General features: G+C 66.7%; 14 protein-coding genes. 10 read left to right on the forward strand and 4 right to left on the reverse strand.

From position 1 onward, the window contains the following. Positions 1-309: 309 nt before the first annotated feature. The gene (locus BMX29_RS07670) at positions 310-1365 is read left to right on the forward strand and encodes a Hint domain-containing protein (RefSeq protein WP_092811687.1); all 1056 of its coding nucleotides are present in this window, start codon (positions 310-312) and stop codon (positions 1363-1365) included. Positions 1366-1607: 242 nt separating this feature from the next. Continuing rightward, on the forward strand, positions 1608-3653 hold the full coding sequence (locus tag BMX29_RS07675; RefSeq protein ID WP_092811689.1) for an ATP-dependent helicase: 2046 nt from the start codon (positions 1608-1610) through the stop codon (positions 3651-3653). Between the two features lie 37 nt (positions 3654-3690). Here the strand turns inward: BMX29_RS07675 and BMX29_RS07680 are convergent, their stop codons facing one another. Further along, positions 3691-4227, reverse strand: coding sequence for a DUF6647 family protein (locus tag BMX29_RS07680; protein WP_092811691.1), 537 nt, complete (start codon positions 4225-4227; stop codon positions 3691-3693). A gap of 112 nt (positions 4228-4339) precedes the next feature. On the opposite strand from BMX29_RS07680, the gene BMX29_RS07685 reads away from it, so the two are divergent. Further along, complete coding sequence (locus BMX29_RS07685; RefSeq protein ID WP_092811693.1) at positions 4340-5251, forward strand: LysR substrate-binding domain-containing protein; 912 nt, start codon at positions 4340-4342, stop codon at positions 5249-5251. A 62-nt stretch (positions 5252-5313) separates the two neighbouring features. Here BMX29_RS07685 and BMX29_RS07690 read toward each other — a convergent pair whose 3' ends face one another. Beyond that, a complete protein-coding gene (locus BMX29_RS07690; RefSeq protein WP_092811695.1) occupies positions 5314-6921 on the reverse strand; it encodes an AfsR/SARP family transcriptional regulator in 1608 nt (535 codons plus the stop codon). A gap of 767 nt (positions 6922-7688) precedes the next feature. On the opposite strand from BMX29_RS07690, the gene BMX29_RS07695 reads away from it, so the two are divergent. Together BMX29_RS07695 and BMX29_RS07700 are read left to right on the forward strand one after the other, a co-directional pair. Further along, positions 7689-7946 (forward strand): hypothetical protein, encoded by a 258-nt coding sequence (locus BMX29_RS07695; RefSeq protein WP_244889183.1) that lies wholly within the window; start codon positions 7689-7691, stop codon positions 7944-7946. A gap of 432 nt (positions 7947-8378) precedes the next feature. Next, the gene (locus BMX29_RS07700) at positions 8379-8846 is read left to right on the forward strand and encodes a hypothetical protein (RefSeq protein WP_092811699.1); all 468 of its coding nucleotides are present in this window, start codon (positions 8379-8381) and stop codon (positions 8844-8846) included. A gap of 157 nt (positions 8847-9003) precedes the next feature. Here the strand turns inward: BMX29_RS07700 and BMX29_RS07705 are convergent, their stop codons facing one another. After that, complete coding sequence (locus BMX29_RS07705; protein ID WP_092811701.1) at positions 9004-9369, reverse strand: hypothetical protein; 366 nt, start codon at positions 9367-9369, stop codon at positions 9004-9006. Positions 9370-9455: 86 nt separating this feature from the next. Beyond that, positions 9456-12797: a M10 family metallopeptidase C-terminal domain-containing protein gene (locus BMX29_RS07710; RefSeq protein ID WP_092811703.1), complete on the reverse strand. Its 3342-nt coding sequence runs from the start codon at positions 12795-12797 to the stop codon at positions 9456-9458. 81 nt (positions 12798-12878) lie between these two features. On the opposite strand from BMX29_RS07710, the gene dctP reads away from it, so the two are divergent. The 5 genes from dctP to BMX29_RS19185 all read left to right on the forward strand — a co-directional run bounded on the left by dctP (position 12879) and on the right by BMX29_RS19185 (position 18403). Next, positions 12879-13865 carry a TRAP transporter substrate-binding protein DctP gene (gene dctP, locus BMX29_RS07715; RefSeq protein ID WP_244889184.1) on the forward strand — a complete coding sequence of 329 codons (987 nt, stop codon included), beginning with the start codon at positions 12879-12881 and terminating at the stop codon, positions 13863-13865. An 83-nt stretch (positions 13866-13948) separates the two neighbouring features. After that, positions 13949-15316, forward strand: a complete 1368-nt coding sequence (locus BMX29_RS07720) for a TRAP transporter small permease subunit (protein ID WP_092811705.1) — start codon at positions 13949-13951, stop codon at positions 15314-15316. Further along, positions 15316-16671, forward strand: a complete 1356-nt coding sequence (locus tag BMX29_RS07725) for a TRAP transporter large permease (RefSeq protein ID WP_043841755.1) — start codon at positions 15316-15318, stop codon at positions 16669-16671. Before BMX29_RS07720 ends, BMX29_RS07725 begins: the two co-directional genes overlap by 1 nt. 202 nt (positions 16672-16873) lie before the next feature. Then, the gene (locus tag BMX29_RS07730) at positions 16874-17689 is read left to right on the forward strand and encodes a hypothetical protein (RefSeq protein ID WP_092811707.1); all 816 of its coding nucleotides are present in this window, start codon (positions 16874-16876) and stop codon (positions 17687-17689) included. A gap of 51 nt (positions 17690-17740) precedes the next feature. Continuing rightward, positions 17741-18403, forward strand: a complete 663-nt coding sequence (locus BMX29_RS19185; protein WP_175471155.1) for a hypothetical protein — start codon at positions 17741-17743, stop codon at positions 18401-18403. The last annotated feature ends 12 nt before the right edge of the window (positions 18404-18415 follow it).

An 18415-nucleotide genomic window follows, 5' to 3' on the forward strand; every position in this document is an offset into this window, starting at 1 on the left:
ATTCAGCCCGCTCCGACGACAGAACGCCCCGCCCGGCCACCCGGGCGGGGCGTTCTTGTTTGGCCTTTCGCAGCACCGGAGAGTTCGACGCGCGATGCGTCGGGTCCGGGTTCATGCGGCAATCAGGCCACGGAAGGGAATGGAACTGCCTGCCGATCGTCGCGCCGCCAGAGAGGCTTCGGTAAGAACCTTGGGGTAATCTCCGTACGTCGGGCGCCAAACTTTCGCCAAGCTTCTCGGCGACGAACATCGTCCTGGAATGGGCAGAAGGGGACCGGAGAGCGTGTGACACCGACTCCGTGACGTGACTTGGCTACGATTTTCGATCTTATCGAAGTTACCGATATCTCACAGCACACGACGTATTCGGAAGCCAATGGCAACCTGATCGGCGTGGTCGACGGTGCGGTATCGAGTGAATTCGATGATGGCGAATTCGACGAGGGCGACGTCTTCACGCTTGGCGGGGAAACCTACAGGATCGACTTGATCCAGGAACCGTCCAGCAGCGGCCGCTTCACGCTTGGCGATGGCACCGATCGGAGTTTCAACCCGCAGAGCGAGGACAATCTCGACGTCATTTTTCTGACGGTGTCCAATGGGACGGAAACGCGTCACTTCATCATTCCCAGCGACAGCTACGGCGATCTGAACTTCCAGGAAATACGAACCGGGGAATTGACCGACGTCGCGGGCAACGATGCCGCGCTCGTCTCCACGCAGGACAACAATATCAACGTCGTGTGCTTCACCGGCGGGACCATGATCTCCCGCGGGGAGGGCGTCGAGACGCCGATCCAGGAGCTTTCGATCGGCCAGCTTGTCGAAACACTCGACCACGGAATGCAGCCGATCCGGTGGATCGGGCGGCGGACGCTGAACGTGCCGACGATGCTCTGTCATCCGCGCCTGCGTCCGGTGCGAATACCGGCAGGTGCGCTGTCGGCCGGGGTGCCCTCGCGCGATCTTTGCGTTTCTCCGCAACACCGTATCCTGGTGCGCTCGCGCATCGCGCGTCGGATGTTCGGCGCCGACGAGGTCCTCGTCGCGGCGCGCCACCTGGTCGGCGTCAACGGTATCGAGGTCGACAATTCCGCCTGGTCCGTCACCTATGTCCACCTGCTGTTCGACAATCACGAGGTCATATTCGCTGACGGGACCCCGTGCGAGAGCCTGTTTCTGGGTTCGCAAAGCACGGTCACGCTGGGCTCGGCGCAGATGGACGAGATCGAGAAGATCTTGGACGGCGAGCCAGATGCGCTGACGATGCCGGGGACCCTGCGGCCCTTCGCCTGCGGAAAACGAGCAAGGAAATTGGCGGCGCGTCATCGTCGGAATCTCAAGCCCCTGATCGAGGCGCCCTGAGACTGCCGTGACCCGGCCAATGGCCGGAATGCGGTCCTCGTCTATCGCGAACCTCAACGCGGCCAGCTCCGCACCTCTTTCCTTCGCGTCGTGCGCCGTTTGACGGCGCTGACCCTGTTGGCCTCAGTTGCGGGTCGTCGGTCCCGTGGAAGCCACGGAATTCTCGGCAACCGGCTGGCGCGGTGTTCCCAATATGTTCCAGATTGGTTAACGTGCGCTCAGTCAGTGCAGAGGGACGGGCCATGACGACGGCGGACTACCTGGACACGCTCAACGAGAACCAGCGCGCCGCGGCCGTGTATGGCGCCGACGGGGCCGTTCCGCCGCCGCCGCTCCTCGTGATCGCGGGGGCCGGGTCCGGAAAGACGAGCACGCTCGCGCATCGGGTCGCGCACCTGATCGTCACCGGGGCGGACCCCCGGCGCATCTTGCTGATGACCTTCTCGCGCCGCGCGGCGACCGAGCTGACCCGGCGGGTGGAGCGGATCACCGCCCGGGCGCTCGGCACCGGGATCGCGGCCGAGGCTCTGCTCTGGGCCGGCACGTTCCACGGGATCGGTGCGCGCATCCTGCGCGAGAACGCGCCCGCCATCGGTCTCAATCCCGACTTCTCGATCCATGACCGGGAGGACAGTGCCGACCTCATGAACCTCTGCCGGCACGGGCAAGGACTGTCGAACACCGCGAGCCGCTTTCCGACGAAGGCCACATGCCTCGCGATCTACTCGCGCACCGTCAATTCCGAGGCGCCGCTGGGCGACGTCCTGCGCGATCACTTCCCGTGGGCCGCGGCGTGGGAGGCAGAGCTGAAGCGTCTCTTCGGCGCTTACGTCACGGCGAAGCAGGAGCAGAACGTGCTCGACTACGACGACCTTCTGCTGGCGTGGGCGCAGGTCATGGCCGATCCCGACTTCGCATCGCATGTCGGCGCCGCTTGGGATCACGTGTTGATCGACGAGTATCAGGACACCAACAGGCTGCAGGCCCGCATCCTCATGGCGCTGAAGCCCGGCGGGCGGGGGCTGACCGTGGTCGGCGATGACGCCCAGTCGATATACGCTTTTCGCGCCGCGACAGTCCGCAACATCCTCGACTTCCCGGCCAGCTTCTCGCCGCCCGCGGATGTCATCACGCTCGACCGCAATTACCGTTCGACCCAGCCGATCCTCGCCGCGGCCAACGCCGTCATCGGGGAGGCGCGCGAACGGTTTACCAAGGACCTCTGGACGGAACGGGCCTCGGCCGAGAAGCCGCGTCTCGTCACCTACGCGACGGAGGGGGACCAGGCCCGCCACATCGTCGACAGCGTGCTTGCGGACCGCGAGACCGGGACGCCGCTCAAGGAGCAGGCGGTGCTGTTCCGCACGTCGAGCCACTCGGCGCAGTTGGAGGCCGAGCTGACGCGCCGCAACGTGCCCTACGTGAAATTCGGCGGGCTGAAGTTTCTCGACAGCGCGCATGTGAAGGACGTGCTGGCGGTTCTGCGCCTTGTTCAGAACCCGCGCGACCGCGTGGCGGGCTTCCGGGTGCTGCAGCTCATTCCCGGGGTGGGACCGAAAGCCGCCGCGAATGTTCTGGACGCGCTCGATCTGGCCGCCGACCCGCGCGCGGCGCTGGCCGAGGTCGCGCCGCCGCCGCGCGCCGGCGCAGACTGGCCCGCCTTCGTCGAGGCGATGACGACCGACGCGCCGTGGCCTGCCGCGCTCGGGCTTGCCAGGGCGTGGTACGACCCGCACCTCGATCGTGTGCACGAGGATGCGGAGGCCCGGCGCGGGGATCTCGCCCAGCTCGAGCAGATCGCCATCGGCTATCCCTCGGCCAAGGCTTTCCTGACCGAGCTCACTCTCGATCCGCCGGACGCCACCAGCGACCAGGCCGGCGTGCCCCTGAAGGACGAGGACTACCTGATCCTGTCGACGATACATTCGGCGAAGGGGCAGGAGTGGCGCTCGGTCCATGTGCTGAACTGCGTGGACGGCTGCATCCCCTCGGACCTCGGCACCGGCACGACCGAGGACGTCGAGGAAGAGCGACGCCTGCTCTACGTCGCGATGACGCGCGCGAAGGATCGGCTGACGCTGGGAGTGCCGCTGCGCTTCTACGTCACCAACCAGGCGCGCAACGGGGACCGACACGTCTATGCGCTTCGGACCCGCTTCATCCCGACGTCGATCCTGGGCCACTTCGAAGCGACCCACTGGTCGCCGCTGCAAGCCGGTCAACAACCGCGTCCGGCCCCGGCGCCGATCGACGTCGCGGCGCAGATGCGGAACATGTGGGCGGACTAGGGCAGGGCGCTTAGGTGATACCCCGACAACCGGAGGGTCACTCCGGATGGATGTCCCGCGGCGTGCATCCGGCGTCGAGCACCACGGCGATCCAGTTCACATCTACCGGGCGCCCCTGTTCCGCCAGCCATGCCTCTTGCAGCCGGTAGGCCGGCAGCTCTTGCGCGGCCGGACAGTACCAATGATGCGGCGCCTGGCGGTGATGAACGAGCTCGTGCAGCAGCACGGCGACATCGCCGGCCTCGCGCGGGTCCCAAGGGCGCACCAGAAGGATCTCGGAGCGCTCCGGGTCGTAGAGCCCGCGAAGGCGTCCGCGCTGGAAGCTCGCGGTCACACCTTGCCGCGCCGCCGCTTGCCATTCGCTCAGGAGACGAACGCGCGGGGGCGTCGCGCGTCGCGGCAGGTCCGCTCGTGAATCGAGCCAGCGCTCGAGCGCGCCGACCAGTGCGGACATGCTGTCGGCCTGTTGCCAGTCGGTGGTTGGCTGCAGTGTTGCGGACTCCGCGCGCGGCAGCGTCGGGCACGCGAGAGAGAGGGCCGCGGCGAGGGCCACGGCGAAACGGGAGCGGTGCATCGGTCCCTCCGGTGCGTGATTTTGAGAAATGGTCCCTCGATGTTACGCTGGGGCAACCACGGCACCGAACGATCGCTTTTCAGGCTCGCGTGAGCCCAGTTCAGGCAGACAGATGGGACGCAAGCTTCCGCCTTTCGCAGCCGTCCGCGCCTTCGAGGCCACCGCACGGCACATGTCCGTCAAATCCGCGGCGGACGAGCTCTGCCTGACGCCATCGGCGGTCAGCCACCAGATCAAGGCGCTGGAAGGCTTTCTCGACACGCAATTGTTCGAACGCTCTGGCAACCGGATCGCGCTGACCCTCACGGGCGAGGCCTATGCCGGGAAGCTGACCCATCTGCTGGACGCATTCCTCGAGGAGACGGACGCCGTGCGTGATGCGCCACGCACCCTGCGCGTCCTCTCCACGCCGGGCTTCGCGGCGCGCTGGCTGGTGCCCCGGCTGCCCGGGCTCGACTTCGGCCGCGACATCCGGCTCCGGGTCTCGAACGGAGCGCCGTCTCTCGACTTCGCCACGAATGACGCGGACGTGGTGATCCAGTGGTCGGACCGCCCGACGCCCGGTCTGCGCGTCGAGCCGCTGATGGCGTCGGGGCGGTATCCGGTCATCTCTCCAGCCCTGCGCGAACGCGAGAACGTGCGTACGCCGGAGGACCTCCTGAGGCTCACGCTGTTCTATGACGAGACGGACGATGCCTGGGCCGAATGGTTCGCCGAGGCGGGCCTGGCCGGGGTCGACTTGCCGCGGGGGCCGACCTTCCCGAACTGCGAGCTGGCCACGACGATGGTCGAGCAGCATCAGGGCGTCTCGCTGGCCTACGACGCTGTGGTGCGCGGCACCATCGCCTCGGGCCGGCTGGAGCGCCTCTTCGACGTGACCACGATGCCCATGTCGATCTACGCGATAGCCACCCCCGAAGCCCATGCGGATGACGCGCTGGTCGTCGCCTTCCGCGAGTGGCTGCGGGCCGAAGCCGAGGCGGAAGGCGTGGTGCCTGAGCGGCTGCCGCACGCGGCGGAATAGGTCCGTCAGCGGGCGGTCATTCCGGCCGAACCGGCATGGCGTCCCGGCCGACACCGGACGCGTTACCGCTCGGCAAGGATAGCCTCGAACTCGGTGAGGATGCGAAGATACTCCGGGTCGTGATCCCAGGACGGCAACCCGTCGAGAAGCACGTCGGTCGTAAGTCCCGGATGGGCCGCGAGCCATTTCCGCCCGGCTTCCACCGCGCGTTCGCGTTCGCCCATCAGCCAGAGCGTTCCGAACAGCATGCGGTAGGCCCAATGCGCCTTCGGGGCGGCGCGCATGCCTTTCTCGATCAGCACCACGGCGTCGTCGAAGCGGCGCAGGGCGCGCATCGCGGCGGACCTCCCGAAGTCGATATTGAACATGAACGGGTCGAGAGGGCTCAGGTCTTCGGCCCGGTCGAACGCCGCAAGCGCCTCTTCGTGGCGGCCCCGGTACACGGCCGCCCAGCCGAGCCGCAACCAGCCCCACGCGTTGTTCGGATCGAGGTCGAGCGCGCGCCGCGCCAGGTCTTCGGACGAGGCGAAATCCCGCAGGGCCAGCGCGGCCGCGGCGCTGAGCGCCGTGAGCGTCGAGGAATGCTCCTGTGCGCGCGGCAGGGCCTTCTCGTAGGCGGCGCGGCTCGACGCGCGCGCCTCCTCCGGGGATAGGGTCCAGAGATAGCAGCACTCCTGTGCATGGCACCACGCCTTCATGGCGAGCGCATGTGCCGAGTCCGGATCGCGCACGACCGCCCGGTCGAGCAGGTAGAGAGCGCGCCTGTTCTCGTTCGGATCGTGGACCCAGAAGTGGGGCAGGGCTGTCAGGAGCAACTCGTAGGCACTGCGGACCTCGGGAGCATGCCGCCGGGCGCGCAGGATCTCGGCCGCGCGCAGGTTGGGCGAGAGTTGCCCCGCCACGTGGGTGGCGACGCGATCCTGAAGATCGAAAAGGTCGTCGAGGCGGTCGTCGAACCGGTCGGCCCAGCGGGTACGTCCGTCGTCGCCATCGACCAGTTGCAGGGAAATGCGCACCCGGTCTCCGGCGCGCTGCACGGAGCCCTCGAGCAGGTAGGTCGCCCCGAGGCATGCGGCCATTTCCGGCAGCGAGGTCGCCGTGCCCCGCAGCATGAATGTCGACTGGCGCGCGATGACATCGAAGTCCCGGCTTCGGCTCAGCGCCCCCGTGATTTCTTCCACGATGCCGTCGGCGAACATGTCGCTCGTGCTCGCTCCGATCTCTTCGAACGGAAGAACCGCAAGGACGGGACGCTCGGTCGGCGCGGCGGGCGCCGCCGGCGTGGGGAGGGACCCGCGCGCCTGCCGTTGGTCCCGAAGCCACTCCTCGAAGCCTTCGGAGGCAAGGTCGAAGCCGCTCAGAAACGGCGCGGGGCCCATGCGCACCTCGACGGCATCGGGATCGAGCCAGACCATCTGCCGGTTGGCGCCCATCGCCGCGCCCAGCGTCTTTCGGAGCACGGACAGTTCCTGACGAAGCGAAGCGCGTGCCTGTGCCTCGCTGCGGTCCGACCACAGCAGATCGGCGATCGCGGTCCGCTCGGCCCGCATTCCCGATTGGCACGCAAGATAGGCCAGAAGCCCCTGCGCCCGTCGGCTGAGCCCGTCCATGACCACGTCGTCGCGCTCGGCGCGGAAAGGGCCTGACAGGTGCAAGACGATGTGGCGCATTCCGGACCCGAACGGTGTTGGGGCGCATTCTTGCGCAGCGAGAGAACGATTTTACGGAAGTATTGCACGCCACAGCAGTCGTGTGGCCCGGAAATTGCGCTGTTCTTGCGGCGCCTGCGGAAGGTGGAGCCATCGAAACGCTTTCAGGGGAGGCACCACGATGGCTCGAGTTTCCGCACTTTTCGTCCCGACTTTCGTCAATCCGCTTTCAGCGCTTCTGCATCGCCTGCAGAGACATCACCGCGCACGCCGCGATGCCCGGATCCTCGACGCGCTTCCGCGTGAACGGCTCGAGGATATCGGAATTGCGCCGCGCAGCGAAGCGAACCGCCGGCACAGCGGCGAAAGCGCACCGGTCCCTCGCGCGCAGCGCTGGTGACGGTTGGGTCCGGGGGCACGGCGCCCCCGGTGAGCCTCGGTAGTCCCGAGGTTGCATCGCACATGGGTCCTCCGACGCCATCCTGCGAGCGGCGGCCCTTACGGCTCCTCAACGTGGTCGGCAGGCGTTTCCGCGGAAGCATATCGCGTGTGGAATTGAATACGCGCGGACGGGGGCTATGTATGTGAGTACACGTGTTCACCAGCTTCCGCCCGAAACGGGTTCTGCACGACCGCGAACGTCACGACCTCTTCTGTTGCATCACGCGGTCGGGGCCTACCGGAAGCCTCCCACTGCTCTCGGCACGCCACGGAGAATGATCGGGACCGGTTTCGGCTCGGCTGCGGCACGCCTGTGCGCGAGGTGCGGAAGCGGTCGGAGCGTGGACATGATCGAACGAACAACAAGAGGAACTGCAATGAGCTCGAAAAAGTCCGTGCCCGGCCCGTCCAAATCCGAATTGCGCCACGAGCAGACCAACACCATTGCCAGGGAGATCATCGCGCAGGAAACCCGTGCACGTGACGAAAAGACCGCACGGCTCCGCGCAGCACGTCTGGCGCGCGACGCTGCGGAGCGTGCGCAGTCGCAGGACGTGCCTGCCAAGACTCGCACGCCCGCGAAGAAAAAGACGGCCAAGGCCTGAAGTTCGGCCCCTAGCACGTCGGTGCAAACGCAGCGGCGGGGTCGTGGTATAGTATCACGCTCCCGCCGCTTCGCTGCGTAGCTCTCAATCGTTCAGCAGAGTGAAGCGGGATCACTCCGCTTCCGCAGGACACCGGACGCCATCCGGTGGTCGGGACAAGGCATCGTTGCTGTACCGCTCGGGCAACGTGCCGTGTCTGTCGGCGCGTCGGAGGCAATCCGTTCATTCCGCTCCTCAAAGCCGCAGTGCCGGCTGATCCGGGCGCGCGTGCAGCGCACGGCGGTCCGCTGACGGAGGCGAGGTCCGCACCCGACTTCCACGAAATGTAGCCAAGTCTCCCGATGGCCTTAGGTGAAGGTTCCTGCGACGCGCAGTCCGCAGGACCTGTGGCGGGTCCCGTGAGCCGGGGGCCGACGAAACCGAACCGAGACCATGAGCGGGGACGCCGAAGTGAAACTCGACCTGAACATTCCAGCTTCCATGCGTGGGTGCCGGACCACGCTCGACGCTCTTGACCACGCTGGTGGCGGTCACCGCGCACAGTCGATCCTGCGCTCCCTGCTCACGATCGTCACCCATGGTCTGCACCCTCGGGCCCAGCAGGATTTCTTCGAGAATTTCGTCTTCGACCCTCCGAGTGACGACCTGCCGACACAGGATGAGGGCGACATTCATCTCAGCCTCGAGGTTGACGATGATCGGGTCGAGGCGGCCCGCGGGGATCTCGTGGACATGGCCTGCGATGGATCGGAGTGGATCCGGGCCGGCGGCGACGGAACCGCCGCAGCCGTGTTCGAGGTTCTTTGCGATATCCTTGAGGAGGGCCTGCCGGTCGCCGATCAGCAACCGCTTCTCGACGCCAACGTCGAGGACGCGAGGCTTGCTGCCCGACTGGCCTAAAGCTTCGTTGCTCCAACGACCGCAAGCCGATGTTTCCGTGGCATGAACCGGCGCGGGCGAGGGTGCGGCGTCGGTCAGGACCTCAATTTGGCTGAAGAGATGTCCGGTCGGTCGCCACAGGCAGCCGCCGAAGACGGCCCTGTCCGGTAGCCTTGTCTCAGTAGATCACCGCGAAGAGTTCGACGGACAATGGCTCTTCCGGTATTGCCGCGCCGCGGGCGATCAGCCGGCCGTCGGCGCGCGTCAATTCCGCTATGATCTGGCGCGGGTTCGGACCCGCCTCGGGAAGGGAAAAGGCGAGCGCGGTGGACTTGCCGTCGCTCGGTAGGGTCGTCTCGGCGGGATCGACGTCCGCATCGCCCACGGGTTCGACGAACACGCGGATCGTGCCTTCCGGGATCTCGGTGCCACCGGCAAAGGTGATTTCTCCGCTCAGCCCGGACGCGCAGGCGCTGCTGGCTCCGGCGAGCGGAAGCGCGGTCAGCCACCCGAGAAGACGACGGCGGGTCAGGTAAGTCTGCATCCGGGGGCCTTTTTGCCTGTCGCCGGTCCATCTCCGGGCCTTGGTAAAAGGGACGGGCGCCCGGAAGCGCCCGTCCATGGACCACATTACACGATGATGAAGTCCGACTCCGTCAACTCCGGCGCCGATTGCAGGCGCGCGAAGGTAATCGCGTCCGCATCGCCCGAGCCGTCCTCGTCCCACGACAGATCTCCGCTCGCTGTGTTGTAGATCAGCCGGTCGTCGGCATCCTGCGCCAGCCCTGTCGCACTGGCGTGGAACACTCCGAACGACAGCGGACCTTCGGCACCCAGACCCGCGAAGATCTCGCTGTCGAGCAGGATCAGGTCCTCGCCGCTGTCGAAGTCCCGGATGCGGTCGACATTGTCCTCGCTGAGCGCGGTCGAGAAGCGGAAGCTGTCCGCATCCTGGCCGCCGAAAAGGATGTCGTTGCCTAGCCCGCCATCGAGCAGATCGTTTCCGCGACCGCCGGCGAGGCGGTCGTTGCCCGCCGTTCCGGGCTCCACGGGTTCGGGCGGGAACTCGACCGACACGTTGAGTGCGTAGGTCGAGCCTTCCGGCACCGACGCCTCGAAGTCGCCCGTGGCCGGGGACCATTGGCCTTCGAGGATGTAGTAGGTGCCGCTCTCTTCCACGCTGTAGACGAGGCTGGAGTCGCGGTTGGTGGCCGAACCCGGATCGCCGCCGGCATCGTCGTTCTGTGCGACGATCTCGCCGTTCTCGTCCAGCAGGCGGATCCAGCTGTCGTGCACGTTCGGATCGGCGATCCCGTCAATGTCGAGCGTGATGACCGTGCCTGCCGCGAGGTCGACCCGGTAGTAATCGCCTTGGCCGTTACCCGTGGATTCCACCGTCGTGTGCAACACCTCGGTCGAGTCGAAGATGTTCGGATCCTCCTCGAGCGAGAAGTTGTCCGAGATATCGAACGCGGTCTCGAGCGAGTTGTTGTCGGCATCCGCGCCGAGTGTCGCGTAGCCGCTTCCCATGCCGGGGCGCGGGATCGCCGCGTCCTGGTTGGCGAAGTCACCCAGCAGCGTGTCGTCGCCGGCCGCGCCGCGCAGCACGTCGTCGCCGCCCTGACCGGTCAGGACATTGGCGCCGCGGTCGCCGCGGATCCTGTCGTCCTCGCCCGAGCCCGAGAGGTTCTCGATCGAGGCGTAGGTGTCGCCCTCGGTGGCGCCGGACTGGAGGTTCAGGTTCACCCCGGTTTCGCTCGTCGAGTAGTCCGCGGTGTCGCTGCCCGTGCCGCCGTCGAGCGTGTCGGCCCCGAGACCGCCGGTCAGGGTGTCGTCGCCCTGGACGCCAGACAGGACGTTCTCGCCGTCGGTGCCGATCAGGTGATCGCCGTAGTAGGAGCCGTCCACGTTCTCGACGTTCTCGATTATGTCGTGGCGGATGGTGGTGCCGCGTCCGACGATCTGCACCGGGCCGTCGGCATCTCCTCCGCGGGCCGTGCCCCCGGCGAGGTCGACGGTCACGCCTTCGTCGCTGCCGGAGTAGTCGATCGTGTCGTTGCCCGTGCCGCCGTTGATATAGTCCTGCCCGGCGCCGCCGATGATGTAATCGTCGCCACCTTCGCCGTAGAGCAGGTCGCCGTCGCGCCCGCCGTCGAGCGTGTCGTCCCCGTCGCGGCCATTGAAGACGTCGCCGCCGCCGCGACCGATGAAGTGGTTGTCCGCCTCGGTGCCGATGAACCGGTCGATCCTGTCGTCCGACCCGATCAGGTTCTCGATCGAGTAGAAACGGTCACCTGACCCCGTGCCGCCCGAGGCGGTGTTGGTCTCGAGGTTCACCAGAAGCTGGAACGGGCTCTCCTGGCTGTAGTCCACCGTGTCGCTGCCCGCGCCGCCGTAGAACGTATCCTCGCCGTCCTGGCCGCGGAGCACGTCGTCGCCGCTCCCGCCGTCGAGCAGATCGTCTCCGGCGCCGCCGTCGATGGTGTCGTTGCCGGCACCGCCATAAAGCGCGTCGGCCGTGTCGTCAGTCTGGGTCTGGTCCTCGAGATCCTCCACCGCGATGGTGTTGTTGATGTCGCGGCTCTCGAACGTGTCGCGTCCACCGATGATGTAGTCGTCGCCGCCGAGGCCGAAGATGCGCTGACCACCGGCGCCGCCGTCGATCGTCTCGCTGGTCTCGTCGCCGAAGACGATCTCGGACGCCGCGATGGCCGGGCCGGTGTCCTCCTCGGTGGGCGAGGCGCCGTCGTCCTCCTCCGGAGCGGTCGCGCCGGTATAGACGATGTTCTCGACGTTCTCGAACTCGCCAAGGTCGAGGTCCTCGTTCAGCACGATGACGGTGTCGTTGCCGCGGTCGGCCTCTTCGCGGACCACGTCGTCGGCGCTGTCGACGAAGTAGGTGTCGTCGCCGCCGTTGCCGGCCATGCTGTCGGCCCCGCCGCGCCCGTCGAGCACGTTGTCGCCGTCGTTGCCGATCAGGACGTCGTCGTGATCGCTGCCGATGCCGGTCTCGATGTAGTATTCGGTCTGATCGGCGTTGTGGCCGTCGAAGATGGACACGTTATTGCTGTGGCCGTTGACGCTCGAGAACTGCCCGGCGCGCAGGTCGAGGATCGTGCCCGCGGTCGAACCCGAGAAGTCGATCGTGTCGTCGCCGCCGGTGTCGTGGATGACGAAGCCGATGTCGCGCTGCATGCCCGTGGAGGTCAGCTCGTAGCCGTATTCGGTGCTGCCGAAGCCGTAGACGTTGTCCCCGGTCATCAGCTCGATCGTCTCGTAGGTCCGCTCACCGGTCTCTTCGTCCACGGTCGAGAAGAAGCGCCGGATGACCGCCTCGATGTCGGCCATGAGCGGGGTCGCGGCCGACCAGCGCGAGTCCTCGCCGACGTCGATGCCGTCGAAGTAGGACATGACGCTGTATTGCTGGCGGTCATAGGTCCAGGTCGCGTTGTTGAGGTAGTTGATCTGGACGCCGCCGGGGCCGCTGTAATTGTAGAGACCGGGGTGGTTCAGACCGAACTCGTGGCCGAACTCGTGCACGAAGCTGTCGAAGACGTAACCGCCGATGTCGGTGAGGTTCGGCTCGGTGTCGTGGAAGCGCTGGCCGATGCTGACATAGCGGTTTGCCGAGAACGCGCTGCCGTCGCTCGGCTCGCCGAGCTCGGGGCTGACGACCTGCATCCACTGCGTCGCACGGTCGAACGGCTGATCATCGATAATCTCGAACTGCAGCGGTGTGACCGAGGACCACATCTGGAGCGCGCCGATGGCCGCGTCCTTGTAGTCCGGGTGATCGTTGAGGTCGGAGACGTTGATTTCGAGCGGCTCGGAGGCGCGTTCGGGCGTCAGGCTGCGGGGCAGGGCGCCGAGATAGTCGAGGAAGGCGTCGTAGTCTTCGCTCTTGTCGTAGGGGTTATCCGGCGTCTGGTCGTTGACCCACCATTCGCTGCCGGTCCGGTTTGTGTCTGGCATGATATGCCTCCCTGATAAAACAACCACAGATGGTCAAAATCCCGGGGAGCCGGTGCCGAACGACGGCACCGGAGATTGCGCGTGGCGGCAGTTCCCCGGAGGTGCATGGCGGGCCTGCAGATTTTCAGGGACTGGTGCGCGAGCATCCAGGAAAAGACCGGCGGCGAACTGACGTTCCAACCGTTCGGCGCGAACGACGTGGTCGGCGACTTCCAGCTTTACGACGCGGTCAAGAACGGCGTGCTGGAGGCAGTGAACCCGTTCACGATCTACGCGCAGGGCATCATCCCCGCGGCGACGTTCCTGACGTCGATCCCGCTGGGCCTGCGCCAGCCGGCGGAATTCGACACGTTCTACTACGGTCTGGGCGGCATCGACATCGCGCGTGAACTCTACGCGGCGCAGGGGATGCACTTCGTCGGCCCGGTCCACCACGACGCCAACATCATCCACTCCAAGGTGCCGATCCGGTCCATCGACGATTTCGCCGGCCGCAAGATGCGCCTGCCGGGCGGCATGGTGGCCGAGGTCTTTACCGAGCTCGGGGCCGAGACCACGGTCCTTCCGGGGTCCGAGATCTTCCCCGCGCTCGAGAAGGGCACCATCGACGTGGCCGACTACGTGGGACCGGCGGTGAACTACGCGCTCGGCTTCAGCCAGGTCACCGACTACATCGTCATGGGCCCGCCGGGCTTCATGTCGCTCTACCAGCCGGTCGACATCATGGACATCACCGTCGGCCAGGCGGCCTGGGACGCGCTGTCGGACCAGATGAAGCAGTTCGTCGAAATGGAGACGCACGTCTATTCGGACATGCACTACGCCGCGATCCAGAAGGCCGACCAGGAGGCGTGGTCGAAGTTCGAGGCCGACGGCACCGAGGTCACGCGCCTCACGCAGGATGACGTGGACCTGATGACAGAGATCGCCGTGCCGATCTGGTTCGACTACGCCAACCGCGACACCGACGCGGCGCGGGTCTTCAAGATCCAGCTCGACTACATGCAGTCGGGCTCGCTCGGCTACGTCGATCCGTCCCTGACGGAAGGGCTCGAGCTCAAGCTCTGATCCCCCTCCCATCCTAGGAGTGCTGCCGCCCGGCATCGTCCGGGCGGCGGTCTGTCCCTGCACGTCCGAAAAAGGTGCCGCACATGCCCGGCCTCAGCTTCACGCTGCCCCACTGGCTCTACTGGGTCGGTTTGATCGTCTTTCCCCTCGTGGCCATGGCGTTGGCCCGCCGCCCACAACCGGCCGAAAACCGGTATTCTGTTGTCCTAGCCTACCTGATCTGGGTCACCGGAGGCATCCTCGGGATGCACCGGTTCTATCTCAGGAACCTTCTTGGCCTCGTCTACATCCCCATCTTCTTCGTGATCCTGTGGGCCAATGCCGGCGGCCAGGAGGCGCGGACCGTTGTCTCCGAGCTGGCCAACCAGGTGCGTGTCGCCGAACGCGCGATCGAGCGCGAGGAGCCGCGCGTCGCAGAAGCCGAGGCCCAGGTCGAAGAGTTGCGCGCCGCCGTCGCGGACACCGAGGAGGGCAGCGTCCAGCGCCGCCTTGCCGAGCGCCGCCTGTCGCGTGCCGAGGACCAGATCACCGAGGGCGCCGAGAGGGTGGCCGAGGCGAACGAGACGCTGGAGGGCAGCAGCGAGGCGCTGGCCTCCGCGCGCAGCGACCGGGCATTCTACAACAACGCGGCGAAATGGGCGTTCTATGCCATTCTCGCGCTTCTCGTCATCGACGCCGTGCTGATCCCGTTCCTCGTGCGCCGCGCCAACGCGCGTCTCGCCGATGCGCCGGAAGAGAAGACGCTGATCTCGGCCCCGGCCGACGACGCCGCGGCCGAGACACCGAAGGCCGATTCCGACTACGCGACCAATTGGATCGACCGGCTGTCGCTGTTCGCGGGCGAGTTCGCCGCCTACTGGGCGGTGATCGCGGTCTTCGTATACTACTACGAGGTCATCGCGCGATACGTCTTCGGCAGCCCGACCAACTGGGCCCACGAGGCGATGTACCTGATGTTCGGTATGCAATACCTGATCGCGGGCGCCTACGCGATGCTGACCGAGACCCATGTGCGGGTCGATATCTTCTACGCCCCCCTGCCACGCAAGCGGAAGGCATGGGTCGATCTTCTGACCTCGATCTTCTTCTTCATCTTCGCCGGCACTCTCCTTGTCACCTCGTGGATCTTCGCCTTCGACGCGCTGGCCGTGCCGACGGGCAACAGCCTCGTGAGCCAGTGGGCCCGCGGGCAGATTGGCTTCGGCGAGGCCGTCTCGGGCTGGGGCCTGAACCAGTGGACCGATCCGAACATCCGTTGGGGCGAGATCAGCTTCAACGAGTGGGAGGTCCCGCTCTGGCCGATGAAGTGGGTGATGGTCATGGGCGGCCTGCTGCTGCTCCTTCAGGGCATCTCCAAGCTCGGCAAGGACATCCGTGCGCTGCGCGGCAATGACGACCTGCCCCCGGACCGGCCCACCGGCGCGGCAATGCACGAAAGGGAGGCCGTCTGATGGGACTCGAAATCGGAATTGAGTGGCTGACCGTCATCATGTTCGGGTCGCTCCTGACGCTGTTGATGGCCGGCCTTCCGCTGGCCTTCGTCACCGGCGGTCTGGCCTGCGTGTTCCTCTTCGTTCTGGGGGACGCGCGCGCGCTCAACATCGTGCCGTCGCGGATCTTCCCGCTGATGACGAACTACCAGCTGTCGGCCATCCCGTTGTTCATCTTCATGGCGGCGATGCTCGAGAGGGCGGGTCTCATCAACGAGATGTTCGACGTGATCTACAAGATCCTCGGCGGCGTGAAGGGCGGCCTGGCCGCGGCGACGATCCTCGCCTCCACGATCCTGGCCGCGATGGTCGGCGTGATCGGCGCGGCGGTCGTCACCATGGGGATCATCGCGCTTCCGGCGATGCTCTCACGCGGATACGACCCCAAGATCGCCATGGGCTCGATCATGGCCGGCGGCACGCTCGGCATCCTGATCCCGCCGTCCATCCTCGCGATCATCTACGCGGTGGTGGCCGAGCAGTCGGTGGGCGAGCTGTTCATCGGTGCGGTGATCCCGGGCCTCCTTCTGTCGGGCATGTACATCGCCTATGCCGTGATCCGCAGCTACATCGACCCGACCCTCGGTCCGCCGATCCCGGTCGAGGAGCGCGTAAGCTCGCGCGACAAGCTGCGCCTGCTGGGCAACATGGCGGCGCCGATCGCGCTGATCGTGGTGGTTCTCGGGGTCATCTTCTCTGGCGTGGCAACGCCCGTGGAGGCCGCGGGCATCGGCACCTTCGGTGCATTCATCGTGGCGGCCATCCACCGCAAGCTCGACTGGCCCACGGTGCGCGAAGCCTGCCTCACGACGCTCAAGGCCAGCGCGATGGTGATCTGGATCATGTTCGGCGCGACGATCTTCGTCGGTCTCTACGTGCTCGAGGGCGGCCAGCAGTTCGTGCAGGACAGCCTTGCCGCGACGGGCCTTGGGCCGTGGGGCATCCTCCTGCTTATGCAGGCGCTCCTCGTGATCCTCGGCATGTTCCTCGACTGGGTGGGCATCCTGCTGCTCTGCGTTCCGATCTTCGTGCCGATCATCAAGGCGCTGGGCGCCCAGGCGTTCGGACTCGATGCGCCCGAGGACCTCGTGCTCTGGTTCGGCGTGCTCTACCTCGTGAACATGCAGATGAGCTTCCTGTCGCCGCCGTTCGGCTACGCGCTGTTCTACCTGCGGGGCGTCGCGCCGCCGGAGATCCCCATGGTCGATATCTTCAAGGCGGCGCTGCCGTTCCTGTTCCTTCAGGTGGTGGGCCTGACGCTCTGCATGGTGTTCCCGCAGATCATCATCTGGCTGCCAAGGCTGATCTACGGATAGGTCGCCAGCCGGCCCGCGCGTGGGGCCGACGACAGGCAATGCACCCGGACGCCCCGGCCCTCGTGGCTGGGGCGTTTTCGTGCGCGGAGCCTAGTCAACTTAAATGATACTTATTCGGATAAATTGACAACCTGTTAGCGAATCGCGGATGATGATTGGCAATTTCAGAATGATCTAGACCGCAGTTTATTGGAGACATGCCATGGACTTGAGTGCCATTCCCGAAGAGGACCGCGATGATTTCCGTGCGCGTCTCGCGCGGCTCGGCGTCAACCCGGACGCGCTCGACGATGAGACGATCGAGGTCGAGGCCGGCAAGAGCCTCCGGCTCGAGATGGTGGGCGAAAGCCCGGTCAGCCCGATGATCTTCGAAACCCGCGACCTCGACACCCTGCGCCGCTGGATAGGCTCGCCGGACAAGGCCGTGCAGTCGCGCCGGGTCCAGCCGTTCGAGGGCATCATCCGGGCCGCGAACATCGACATCGGCGGTCTTGCGGGGGCCGCCGCCGCACGGACCGCGACCCGGCGCCGCGCGCGAACGGCACGCAGCGCCTCGGCCACGTCCGGCGCGCGGCTGTCGGAGATCACCAAGGTGGACGCGGGCGCGCTCAAGGCGTCGGTCGACCGAGTGAAGGCCGAGCCGCAGCAGGCGCGCCTCAGCGCCATCGAGGTCGATACCCTGCGCGCCGCCGCCCGGACCTACATCCACGGTGACGTGGCCAGCGTGGCCGAGTTCAAGCCCGCCATCGAAAGTTTTTTCGAGACTTTCCAGGTCGCGGTCTGGCTCAAGACCAAGATCGTGGTGAAGCGAAACTCGACGCTGGCGCTTGGCACCGGCGTGCACAACCTGACCGCCTACGAGATCATCATCGAGTCCGGCGGCCGCATCCGCAGCCACGGCCACCTCACGGTCTCGGCCACCAAGGTGCGCCGGCCCGCGCTGATCAACCCGGGCCTGTCGCTGCCGAACCACGTGCTGACGGTCAACCCGCTGAACCGCGACCCGCTCTTTCCCTGACCGGGGCCGAAAATTTCCCATGACGACCAAGTTCATTCGAGGAACAGGATCATGTCCGAGTTCGAAGTAGTTTCAGCCAACGGACCCAACGGGTTCAACGGAACGGCAGGGGGCACCGGCGGCGCCGGGGCCGAAGGCGACAAGGCCCGCTGCCACTGGTACGGCGACACCGCGCCCACCGCGGGCGGCCCCGGCCACGACGGGACCAACGGCTCGGCCGGCGGCAAGGGCGGCAACGCTCCGTCACCGCTCGATCTGGTGATCGAGGTGCGCGACCTCATCGGCAACATCGAGGCCACGAACTTCGGCGGCAGGGGCGGCAACGGCGGCAATGGCGGGCCCGGCGGCAATGGTGGCGCGGGCGGCGATGGCGGCAACGGGGACGGCTGCGAACCTTCGGCCAACGGCGGGCGCGGAGGAGACGGCGGCAACGGTGGCCGGGGCGGAGACGGCGGCGACGGCGCCGATGGCGGCGACATCATCGTGCTCTACCAGAACCTCGTGGACGGCGACTTCTCGGGGTCCTCCGAGGTCGGCGCGCCCGGGGCGGGCGGCGCCGGCGGCGCGGCCGGTGCAGGCGGTCTCGGCGGACGCCGAGGCGGAGACGGCAACCGCGCCGCGCAGGGCAATCCCGGCTCTCCGGGCGCACCCGGTCTGCCCGGCGCCGAGGGCTCGCCCGGTGAGGTGCTGATCCAGGTCGATCCCTCGCCGTAGGCCGAACCGCCC

The sequence above is a fragment of the Roseivivax marinus genome (genome assembly GCF_900109705.1).
Lineage (GTDB): Bacteria > Pseudomonadota > Alphaproteobacteria > Rhodobacterales > Rhodobacteraceae > Roseivivax > Roseivivax marinus.